This is a genomic window from Veillonella dispar (genome assembly GCF_937975875.1).
GTDB classification, from domain to species: Bacteria; Bacillota; Negativicutes; order Veillonellales; family Veillonellaceae; genus Veillonella; species Veillonella dispar_B.
Genome location: NZ_CALJSP010000147.1, coordinates 1 through 10,909 on the forward strand (window position 1 = coordinate 1; position 10,909 = coordinate 10,909).

Here is a 10,909-nt window from a genome sequence, read left to right on the forward strand (position 1 = left end):
CTGTGGTAGCCCAAAATACGACGGGCGTACATCATGTAGAACATCTGTCGCTAGAGAGTATTGACCGACAATTACACGATGTATATTCTGACATTGAACCTCAAGCCGTTAAGACGGGCATGATTGCCTTGCCGGAGATGATGGATCTTATCTATCCTTATGTGAGTAAACAAATTCCTTATGTAATGGATCCCGTTATGATTGCCACTAGCGGTGACCGACTCGTATCAGATGAGGCAGTAAATTTCTTAAAATCCAAACTCATTCCGACGTCTACCGTGATTACACCAAACCGTAGTGAGGCTGAGGTCTTAGCGGACATGTCTATTGATTGTGAAAGTGACATAACAACGGTGGCGAATCGTATCTTACAGGACTTAGGACCTCAAGTAGTTATCATTAAAGGCGGTCACATCGGTGAAGATGCAACGGATTATGCTTTCACTAAAGATGGTAGCATCCGTACTTGGACAAGCCCTAAATATGATACGGTACATACTCATGGAACGGGCTGTACCTTCTCTGCAGTGATTACGGCGGAGCTCGCTAAAGGGCGTGACGTAATGGATGCCATTGGTATTGCGAAGAATTATATCGCTCTTGCTATTAAGCACAATCCAGCGCTAGGACACGGCTGTGGCCCTGTTAATCATATGGCCTATGGTTTATTGGCGAATGGACCTGAAACGATGGATGAGCTATTAAAAGATAACTAGAGGAGATATTTGTATGACCTATGAAAACCCTTATATGAAAGGCCGAACTTGGCCTGAACTAAATATATTAGAGACCTTGCGTCAGAGAAATCCTCTTGTTATTTGCATTACTAATGATGTGGTACGTACCTTTACGGCCAATGGTTTACTAGCCATTGGTGCATCGCCTGTGATGAGCGAATGCAGTGAAGATTTAAAAGACCTCATCGTTCATGCATCGGCTTTACTCATCAATATTGGAACGCTTACGCCAGATAAGGTTAGTTACTATAAAGAAGCCATAAAACTAGCGAAGACACATGAGGTGCCAGTTGTACTAGATCCAGTAGGGTGTCATGCGGGAGCTTACCGATTGTCGGTAGTCTTAGATTTAATTAAGACTGGTAATATCTCTTTATTACGAGGTAACCAAAGTGAAATCAAAGCTATTTATGATGCTTTAAGTCCCGATGATACGGCTAATAATTCTACTACCGGCAAAGGTGTAGATGGGGCGCAAGTTGAGGATAGTGCTGTTATTGCCTATCGTCTAGCACGCCTTATTAACTGCCCGGTAGTAACAACGGGAGAAGAGGATTATATTTCCGATGGAATTCGGGTATTTGCAGTACCACATGGACACTCTGTCATGACAGCTGTGACAGGCACAGGCTGTTTATTAGGCGCCGTACTAGCAGCCTTCTTTAGTGCCTATTATCCATGTAAAGATAGCGTATCTATCGGTGAATTTCTCGCTTATGCATTGGCTTACTATGGCTTGGCCGGTGAAAGTGCAGTACAGGTGAGCGGTGTAAAACCTGGTAGCTTTAGTACGGCATTTATGGATGCTTTATATACACTAGATGATGCGGTGCTTATGGCTGAAAACCGTATAGGTCCTGTAGTTGTGCCAGATCAATTACAAGTATATTTTATTGGTGGCACTCAAGATGTAGGTCTTAATGAAAATCGCTTGCTAAGTGTCGTAGAAGAGGCTTGTCGAGGTGGTGTGACCTGTTTCCAATTCAGAGAAAAGGGCATGGGCACCTTAGAAGGACAACAGAAATTAGAATTAGCTCAACAATTACAACAAATCTGTGCGAAGTACAATGTACTCTATATTATCAATGATGATGTAGACCTAGCAGTGGCAGTTAATGCCGATGGCGTTCATGTAGGGCAGGAGGATATGCGCCTTGAAGAGGTACGTAATCTTGTAGGCCATAAGGCCGTTGGTATCTCTATTCACTCTATAGAGGAATTACATAAGACGGATGTAGTCTACGCTGATTGTGTAGGTGTAGGTCCTATGTACGCCACAAGTAGTAAACCTGATGCACAAGAACCATGCGGACCAAATCGAATTAGTGAACTTCAAGCAGAAGGCTTAACACTACCATGTGTTGGTATAGGGGGCATTACCTTAGATAATGCAAAACCTATACTAGAAGCAGGAGCCTGTGGTGTTGCCATCATATCTGCTATAGCCCATGCAGATAATCCTTATGAAGCAGCCCAACAGTTTAAGCATTTAGTAGATAGAGCACAACCTTAATAGCAAATAGAACACAAAAAAAGACGATGACTTAAGTCATCGTCTTTTTTGTTAAGGAAGTTGTTAGTACTTACTGTAAGAATATATTGTACTTACAGGTATGTTTAATATAAATCTGTACTTACAGGTTGTTAGTTTAGTTAGTGTCGTACTTACAGATTAGATGGATTCCACGAAACGGTGGAAGAAAGCTTGTGGGTGAGCACATACTGGGCAAAGTTTTGGAGCTTCTTCACCAACATGTACGTAACCGCAGTTAGCACAGATCCAAGCAACTGGTTCGTCGTTGCGGAATACTTTGTTACCAGATACTTGAGCTGCTAATGCAAGGTAACGAGCTTCATGACGAGCTTCGATTTTACCAACTTCGCGCATTTGGTAAGCGATTTTAGCAAAGCCTTCTTTTTCAGCTTCGTCAGCGAAATCTTTGTACATTGTAGTGTGTTCGTAGTTTTCGCCAGCTGCTGCATCACGAAGGTTAGCTTCGATATCGGAAGATACGTCGCCACCATGAAGAGCTTTGAACCACAATTTAGCATGTGCAGATTCGTTGTGAGCTGTTTCTTCGAAATAATCAGCGATTTCGTTCATGCCAGCTTTACGAGCTGCTGCTGCGTAGAAAGTATATTTTTGGAATGCTTGGGATTCGCCAGCGAATGCTGCTTGAAGATTTTTTTCAGTGTTAGAACCTTTTAATTCTGCCATTTTAATACTCCTTTGTACTTACGATAAATTTCAAATTTGTTACTTAACTATATATTCATAACCACTTGGTTGTGAATGCAAATAATAGAATACTTATTCTACAATTTTCGTGGGCGACTTCGCCTTAGTAAGAAAACTTATTCTTAGATTAAATAGACACTTGCCTAACTTTTAAAATAGTACTTACTGATTTGTGTTTTTCGGCACTTGCCGTCTTAACAGTTTTATATACAATGTGCTATCCGTATACTTAACGAATAATCATTGTTGACTATATTGTAACATACTAAATGAGAAATGCAAGTGTTTTTGTAAAATTTATTTCGAAAATTTTCTAAATGATAAATATTATCAATGTAGTAAAAATGCGGTTTCTTAAAGACTGAATAGTATAGGATTTGTAAAAATAGCCGATTTTGATATTGAGAATGATAACTAAATGAAAAATCATTATTGATTAGATATTGATAACCTTTTCGTTAAATGTACTAATAACTACCCATAAAATGACTATATAACTATAGAATTATGATATATTTATAGAACTCTGTATTTCTTGTATAATAAGTATATAAATACTGAACGTTGTAAAAGGAGGCGCTATGGCATTTGTTAGATATTACGTAGGCGATGTGGTAAAGATGAAAAAGTCACATCCTTGCGGCAGTGATGAATGGGAAGTCAAACGGATTGGCACAGATTTCCTCATTGTATGTAATGGCTGTGGTCATCAACTGTTGATGCCGCGCCCAAAATTTGAAAAGGCAGTTAAGAAAATCGTGTCTAGATTGCCAGAGAATGAATAAGGGGGACGTATGGTACGACTCACTGATTACGTAACAAGTGGGGGCTGTGCATGTAAGATTGGGCCTCATATATTAAATCGCGTATTAAAAGCGGTGACTCCTGTTACTAATGAACATGTATTAGCAGATATGACGGGTGCTGATGACGCAGGCGTATATAAACTTTCAGATACATTAGCATTAGTACAAACATTGGATTTCTTTACGCCTATGGTTAATGATCCTGTTTTATTTGGGAAGATTGCTGCGGCTAATGCGTTGAGTGATGTGTATGCTATGGGCGGAATACCGTTAACGGCTATGAACATTGTGGGGTTCCCGGTGCCTCTTGTTGAACAAGGTGTATTAACAGATGTATTAAATGGGGCAGGATCCATTGTAGCTGAATCTGGTGCGGCTATCGTTGGTGGCCACAGCATTGAAAATAAAGAACCTATCTTTGGTATGTCTGTGACAGGACAAGTGCATCCAAATCGAATTTGGAAAAATAAAGGCGCTCAAGTAGGAGATGTACTAGTATTAACTAAGCGAATTGGTACAGGCATTATGAATAATGCTCTAAAAGGCGATTTGTTCCCCGTAGGTACCGAGCAAGCTGTCAATAGTATGAGTACATTAAATCGTGTAGGCGCAGAGGTAGCACATAACTTTACCGTTCATGCATGTACGGATGTAACTGGCTTTAGCCTTATGGGGCATTCTGTAGAAATGGCGAGTGCTTCCGATGTGACCATTCATATTAAAGCATATGACATTCCACTCTTTGATGATGTCATCGAAGCAGCTCAAATGGGCTTGGTACCTGCTGCATCGTATGGTAATCGCAAGGCCATAACTGATGTACAAGTTGATGAAACTTTGGATCCAGTATGGATGGATATTCTGTTTGATCCACAAACCTCTGGTGGTTTACTATTCTCTGTTCCTGCCAGTGAAGGTGATCAACTAGTTGAGGCGTTACATGCGGCTGGCATCGACTGTGCTGCTATTATTGGTGCTGTTGAAAGTTTCAGCGGTCTGGCCGTACGCGTCACAGAATAAAATCATAAATAATAATTTCGCTACTATTGGCATAGATATAGAATTAAACTATTGTTAGCTGTTAGCTGTTAGTTGATACTTTTACAAGATTTATAATGTATATAATTTAGAGGTGTATGATGAGTAATACAAATGAATTAACTGTAGACGTACGTGGTAGCTTGTGTCCAAAACCTGTAATTGAAACTAAGAAGGTAAGCGATGCGAATCCAAGCGCTGTCATTACTACTATTGTAGATAATGAGGTTAGTCGTGATAATGTAGAAAAATTTGGTAAGTCTCGTGGTTATGGTGTGGCTATTCGCCAAGATGGTAAGGATTTCTATCTCACCATGACGCCAAATGCGAATCCCGTGACAGAAGCGAATTGCGAACCGATGAACTATGGAAACCGCGTCATCTTGATGACAAAGGATTATCTTGGTGAAGGTAGCGAAGAGCTCGGTCGAAACTTGATGAAAACCTTCTGGGTATGTATGGTAGAAGCAGATGTGAAACCATCTAAGATCTATTTCATTAATAGCAGTGTTAAGATGGTAACTAATGATTCTGTTCATTTGGAAAATATTAAAAAGTTAGCTGATGCAGGTGTTGAAATTGCAGCCTGTGGGATTTGCCTCGATTTCTATGGTGTGAAAGAAAACGTTGGCGTCGGTAGTATTACGAACATGTATGCCATTACAGATGCTATCCTTGGTGACAATATTGTTAAGCTATAATGTTAGCAGCTTATTTTGATATATTGATTTAGAGTTATTGGCTTAGATTAGATTTTTTATTTCGAGCATTAATAGTTTAGGTGAACGAAATCTAATCGTATCGATTGTGTTAGGAGGTGAGGCATTGGAAAATAAAAAATTACTTGTCGTTTTTACATCCTATTATTTTGGTGATAAAGCAGACAAGATATTAACAGAATTAGAGGTGTCTCATCAATTGATGGCTACACCTCCAGAACTGTATGATATGTGCGGGTTATCTGTACAAATAGATCCAAGTATTGTAGAGCAGGTTCAGACTATTTTAAAAGAACATAAGATCAGTACATCGGGCCTCTTTTGGTATGAAAAAGGTGAACTGGCTGTACCATATAAAGCCTAGACATCGTCTAGGCTTTTTCTTGTTTTTTATTAAAATTTTGATTCTTATATAATTTAACAGCTAACTATGGTACTATAAATATATGATATTTTTTATCATTATGGAGGTATATATGAGCAAGTATGAAATAGAAAATGTAAAATTAACAGCCCCTAAATTGGATCGTAACGATTTAGAATATGCTATGACCTATCGCTATGCATGTAAAAAGTTTGATAGCACGAAGAAGATTTCTGAAGAAGACTGGAATGCTATTCTTAATGCGGCACGTTTGTCTCCTACATCTCTTGGCTTTGAGGCTTACCAATTGTTGGTGATTCAAAATCCAGAAATTCGGGAAAAAATGAAAGCTCATGGTTGGGGGATTTTAGCAGGCCTTGAAGCTAGTCATGTAGTAGTTTTCTTGGCGCGTAAAAAAGTGGACTTAGAGTTTGACTCCTCTTATGTACGTTATATTCAAGAAGAGGTTAAACAATTACCTGCTGAAGTAGATGCTATTTATAAAGAAAAATATGCTCAATTTACTACAAGTGACTATAAAACATTTGAGTCTGAACGGGCTGCCTTTGATTGGGCCTCTAAACAAGCGTATATCGTTATGGCGAATATGATGACTATGGCGGCGTATGAAGGCTTAGATTCTTGTCCATTAGAAGGCTTCAATCAAGATGACATGACAGCCCTCTTAGGTGATGAACTTGGCCTTTTCGATACTAAACACTTTGGCATTGCTGTAATGGCTGCCTTTGGTTACCGAGACGAAGAACCACATCGTAATAAAACACGTCGTACAATGGATGAAATTGTAACAGTAGTTGAGTAGATCATATATGAGAACTAAATCGAAATTCTTCATTTAATCTTTAGAGTTGAATGGTATATTATAAATACACACAAATTCTGAAATATTTATAAATGCTGTATTATTTGAAAGGATTTATGAATATTTTGATTGAATAGGAAGGTGTGATTGTATGTTATGGTCAATTATTGTTGGTGGTTTTATCGGGTTCCTAGCTGGTGCCATCACTAACAAAGGCGGTGCAATGGGCGTTATCGCTAACGTTGTTGCTGGTTTAATTGGCTCGTCCGTAGGTCAGTCCCTATTTGGTACTTGGGGTCCTAGCTTAGCAGGAATGTCCTTAATTCCATCTGTATTGGGTGCAGTAATTGTTGTTGCTGTAGTCTCATTTTTCTTCGGAAAAAAAGGATAGCCCTTTACTTATAAAAGTAGATTTTATATGGTTAAACGTGATTTTACATGAAAGGAGTCACTATTATGGCATTAGATGATAAATTAGATCAAGTTAAAGGTGCAGTAAAAGAAAATGCAGGTAAATTAACTGATGACAAACAAATGCAAGCAGAAGGCGCTGTTGAGAATACAGTAGCAAAAGTAAAAGATGCTGCTGATAGTGTTGTTAATGATATCAAAAAGACTGCAGATGATGCTAAAGATGCTGTAGAAGGTGCTATTAGTGGACTTAAAAATGCATTGGGCAATGATGATAAATAAAATTAAATAAAAGCTATTTTGTAGCATTAAAAAAACCAGTAAATCGATCGATTTACTGGTTTTTTGTTATTAATTTGTGTTATACGTTGAAGCGGAAGTGTGTAACGTCGCCGTCTTTCATAACGTAGTCTTTACCTTCAAGGCGTACAAGGCCTTTTTCTTTAGCCGCATTTTGGCTACCGCAAGCTTGTAAGTCATCGAAGGATACGATTTCAGCACGGATAAAGCCTTTTTCGATATCGGAGTGAATTTTACCAGCTGCTTGAGGCGCTTTTGTGCCATTTACAATTGTCCAAGCACGAGCTTCCATTTCACCAGCAGTGAAATAGTTGATAAGACCTAAGAGTGCATAACTTGCTTTGATAAGTTTAGTTAAGCCAGATTCTTCAAGGCCAAGATCTTCAAGGAATGCAGCAGATTCTTCTTCAGATAATTCAGCAATTTCAGATTCGATGCGAGCAGAAACAACAACGATGCCAGCGCCTTCGTTTTTCGCATATTCCTCAACACGTTTTACATATTCATTGGAAGAGTAATCAGATACTTCATCTTCAGAAATGTTAGCTACATAAAGAGATGGTTTTGCTGTAAGCAATGTCAACTCTTTGATCATTTCTAATTCTTCTTCTTCGAGACCTTGTGCACGAACTGGTTTTGCTTCACCTAGACCTTCGATGATGCGTTCTAGTAATGGTAACTCAGCACGCGCATCTTTGTCACCAGATTTAGCGATTTTTTCAATACGTTGTTTACGTTTTTCCACGGATTCAAGGTCTGCAAGGCAGAGCTCAGTGTTGATGATTTCAATATCACGAATTGGATCGATAGAGCCAGAAACGTGAGTGATGTTAGGGTCATCGAAACAACGAATGACTTGAGCAATAGCGTCTACTTGGCGGATATGGCTAAGGAATTTATTACCTAAACCTTCGCCTTTGGACGCACCTTCTACAAGGCCTGCAATATCTACGAAGCGCATAGCAGCAGGAAGGATGCGTTTAGAACCAAACATTTCAGCCAATACAGCTAAACGATTATCTGGAACATCAACGACACCTACGTTTGGCTCAATTGTACAGAATGGATAGTTGGCAGCTTCAGCGCCCGCTTTAGTAATGGCGTTGAATAATGTACTTTTACCAACATTTGGAAGGCCTACGATGCCTACTTCTAAATTTGTGCTCATGGTACCACCTTTTATTAACTAATTGATTTCGTTCTTTGTGAAAGCTTCCGTAGAAACTCTATCAAATAAATATTATATCATATAGATGCTATAAATTTGTACTAAAAAAGTGACACCATTAGTCACATTGGTGACTAGTAGTGTCACTAAATCCCTTTACATAGAAATCGACAAATTATATATTGATGTCGAGGCCTCTAGATGTGTCAGGTCTTGCCAATTTCTCGAGGATTGGCGGTGATAGCATGAAGACCTACGAAGTTTTATCTTTAATGATAGCTTTTGGTATGTTAGTTGCTACCATTATCATAGCAGCAAGATAATTGACTTCTAACTCAGGTTAGCTTTTATGTAGCAGGGCTTTGAAAAGGACCCTTTTGTCGTCAGGCCACATTTTCAAACTAGTAAGAGATGTGAGAGCTGACGCCGGAAAACATCTACGCCTCACTTCTTCTAAGTAGTATACCATAGAAGTAGATAAAATCCCACACACTAGTGTGGGATTTTATTTTGTGTCTTATAGAGAGTGAGCTCGTAATTCTTCAGCAGAATGAGTGGAAATCCAAGCTGGTGGAATGTCGAATACTGTGTAGCAACCTGTGCCGCCGTGTTTAGCAAGGCGGTAGATACCACGTGCATAAGCAACAAGTGCAGAGCCAGTGAATTCAGGGTTGGAGTCAAGTTTTAAGGAATACTCAACAACATGACGTGTGCCGTCAGTGCTTTCACCAGAGCGAAGAACGAAGCCACCATGTGGAATACCTTTATGGTCGCGATCAAGTTCTTCTTGAGAAATGAAGTTTACTACAGTTTCATAACCTACGAAGTAGTTTTCCATAGTTTTGATTTCGTTTTCAATTTTAGCTTTGTCCGCATCAGGAGCAGCCACTACATAGCACTCACGAAGGTGACCTTTGTAGCCATCAACGTCTGGAGTTTCACCATTACGGATAGCTTCAAGGTATTGTTCTTTAGGAACAGTGTATTGACGAGCATCAAGAACACCATCAATACGACGGATAGCATCGGAGTGACCTTGGGAAACGCCACGGCCCCAGAATGTATAAGATTTACCTTGAGGCAAGATGCTTTCAGCATATACACGTTGCAAAGAGAACATGCCTGGGTCCCAACCGCAAGAAATCAATGTAGCAGTTTTAGCTTCTTTAGCTACTTTGTCTACATTAGCAAAATGCTCAGGAATACGTGCATGTGTATCGAAGGAATCGATACAGTTGAAGTATTTAGTTACCATTGGAGTTTGTTCGATAAGGTCTGTTGCAGAACCACCGCAAAGAACCATAACATCGATTTTACCTTTGAAGTTTGGTAGATCTTCCATAGTATATGTAGGAACACCAGAAACTGTTTCTAAGCCTTTACGGCGAGAGAATACACCAACAAGCTCCATATCAGGTTGTAATTTTACGGATGCTTCAACGCCACGACCTAAGTTGCCGTAGCCAACGATACCAATACGAATTTTGCTCATATTAGCCTCCTATATAAATCGAGAAATTTAATAATTAACATTTTTATTATAGCACAAAACTAGGGCATTTGATATTTTTCTATAGAATTAATTGATGATATATATAAAAGACCGATTGTACTCCTAATATAGGTGTACAATCGGTCTTTTTGTCTCTATAGGTATTAGTTTTCTATAGGGGATAAACCCTATAGTGATTATCCTATTAGAATTTTAATGTTTTAATTCTTTCAACGGCACGAATTGTATTTTCACGGCTACCAAAAGCTGTTAAACGAAGGTAACCTTCACCGTGAGGACCAAAGCCAGAGCCTGGTGTAGATACGATTTGAACTTGTTCGAGCAAGATGTCGAATAATTCCCAGCTAGTCATGTTACCAGGTGTTTTTAACCAAATGTATGGAGCGTCAACGCCGCCGTATACAGTAAGACCAATAGATTCAAGGCCTTCTTTGATGATGCGAGCGTTTTCTTTGTAGTATGCAATGTTAGCGCGAGTTTGTTCGCGGCCTTCTTTTGTGTATACTGCTTCAGCACCACGTTGGATGATGTAAGGAACACCATTGAATTTAGTGCATTGGCGACGGTTCCACATAGGGTTTAGTGCTTGGCGTTCGCCGGATTTAGTTTTACCAGTCACTTCTTTAGGTACAACTGCGTAAGCACAACGAGTACCAGTGAAACCTGCAGTTTTGGAGAAGGAACGGAACTCGATAGCTACTTCACGAGCGCCTTCGATTTCGTAGATGGATTTTACCGTGTCTTCTGTGCTGATGAAAGCTTCGTAAGCGGAGTCGAACATCAAAATTGCA

At 39.4% G+C, this 10,909-nt stretch carries 14 protein-coding genes; 10 read left to right on the plus strand and 4 right to left on the minus strand.

Annotated elements, in window-relative coordinates:
• Nucleotides 1–716: bifunctional hydroxymethylpyrimidine kinase/phosphomethylpyrimidine kinase (gene thiD / locus Q7P05_RS07080; protein WP_303931339.1), on the plus strand; the 716-nt coding region annotated here is incomplete at its 5' end.
• Nucleotides 717–729: 13 nt separating this feature from the next.
• Nucleotides 730–2,250 carry a hydroxyethylthiazole kinase gene (thiM, locus tag Q7P05_RS07085; protein ID WP_303931341.1) on the plus strand — a complete coding sequence of 507 codons (1,521 nt, stop codon included), beginning with the start codon at nt 730–732 and terminating at the stop codon, nt 2,248–2,250.
• A 159-nt stretch (nt 2,251–2,409) separates the two neighbouring features.
• Here thiM and rbr read toward each other — a convergent pair whose 3' ends face one another.
• Nucleotides 2,410–2,955: a rubrerythrin gene (rbr, locus tag Q7P05_RS07090; protein WP_303931342.1), complete on the minus strand. Its 546-nt coding sequence runs from the start codon at nt 2,953–2,955 to the stop codon at nt 2,410–2,412.
• Nucleotides 2,956–3,557: 602 nt separating this feature from the next.
• Between rbr and Q7P05_RS07095 the strand changes: the two genes are divergently transcribed.
• The 7 genes from Q7P05_RS07095 to Q7P05_RS07125 all read left to right on the plus strand — a co-directional run bounded on the left by Q7P05_RS07095 (nt 3,558) and on the right by Q7P05_RS07125 (nt 7,419).
• A complete protein-coding gene (locus Q7P05_RS07095) occupies nt 3,558–3,761 on the plus strand; it encodes a DUF951 domain-containing protein (protein ID WP_004693828.1) in 204 nt (67 codons plus the stop codon).
• A 9-nt stretch (nt 3,762–3,770) separates the two neighbouring features.
• Nucleotides 3,771–4,802: a selenide, water dikinase SelD gene (selD, locus tag Q7P05_RS07100; protein WP_227721387.1), complete on the plus strand. Its 1,032-nt coding sequence runs from the start codon at nt 3,771–3,773 to the stop codon at nt 4,800–4,802.
• 119 nt (nt 4,803–4,921) lie between these two features.
• Nucleotides 4,922–5,521 (plus strand): sulfurtransferase-like selenium metabolism protein YedF, encoded by a 600-nt coding sequence (yedF, locus tag Q7P05_RS07105; protein WP_227721386.1) that lies wholly within the window; start codon nt 4,922–4,924, stop codon nt 5,519–5,521.
• 124 nt (nt 5,522–5,645) lie between these two features.
• A complete protein-coding gene (locus tag Q7P05_RS07110; protein ID WP_227721385.1) occupies nt 5,646–5,903 on the plus strand; it encodes a DUF3343 domain-containing protein in 258 nt (85 codons plus the stop codon).
• Between the two features lie 112 nt (nt 5,904–6,015).
• Nucleotides 6,016–6,726: an NAD(P)H-dependent oxidoreductase gene (locus tag Q7P05_RS07115; protein ID WP_303931346.1), complete on the plus strand. Its 711-nt coding sequence runs from the start codon at nt 6,016–6,018 to the stop codon at nt 6,724–6,726.
• 151 nt (nt 6,727–6,877) lie between these two features.
• A complete protein-coding gene (locus Q7P05_RS07120) occupies nt 6,878–7,117 on the plus strand; it encodes a GlsB/YeaQ/YmgE family stress response membrane protein (protein WP_009351847.1) in 240 nt (79 codons plus the stop codon).
• A gap of 65 nt (nt 7,118–7,182) precedes the next feature.
• Nucleotides 7,183–7,419, plus strand: coding sequence for a CsbD family protein (locus tag Q7P05_RS07125; RefSeq protein WP_024064791.1), 237 nt, complete (start codon nt 7,183–7,185; stop codon nt 7,417–7,419).
• Nucleotides 7,420–7,498: 79 nt separating this feature from the next.
• Here the strand turns inward: Q7P05_RS07125 and ychF are convergent, their stop codons facing one another.
• Entirely contained in the window at nt 7,499–8,605 is a 1,107-nt protein-coding gene (gene ychF, locus Q7P05_RS07130; protein WP_008602886.1) for a redox-regulated ATPase YchF, read from the minus strand.
• A 245-nt stretch (nt 8,606–8,850) separates the two neighbouring features.
• Here ychF and Q7P05_RS09630 point away from each other — a divergent pair, with 245 nt between their 5' ends.
• Nucleotides 8,851–8,928 (plus strand): putative holin-like toxin, encoded by a 78-nt coding sequence (locus Q7P05_RS09630; RefSeq protein ID WP_227721402.1) that lies wholly within the window; start codon nt 8,851–8,853, stop codon nt 8,926–8,928.
• A 194-nt stretch (nt 8,929–9,122) separates the two neighbouring features.
• Here Q7P05_RS09630 and Q7P05_RS07135 read toward each other — a convergent pair whose 3' ends face one another.
• Nucleotides 9,123–10,097, minus strand: a complete 975-nt coding sequence (locus Q7P05_RS07135; protein WP_060923836.1) for a diaminopimelate dehydrogenase — start codon at nt 10,095–10,097, stop codon at nt 9,123–9,125.
• A 205-nt stretch (nt 10,098–10,302) separates the two neighbouring features.
• The coding region (locus Q7P05_RS07140; RefSeq protein WP_303931348.1) for an aminotransferase class I/II-fold pyridoxal phosphate-dependent enzyme at nt 10,303–10,909 on the minus strand (607 nt) is incomplete at its 5' end.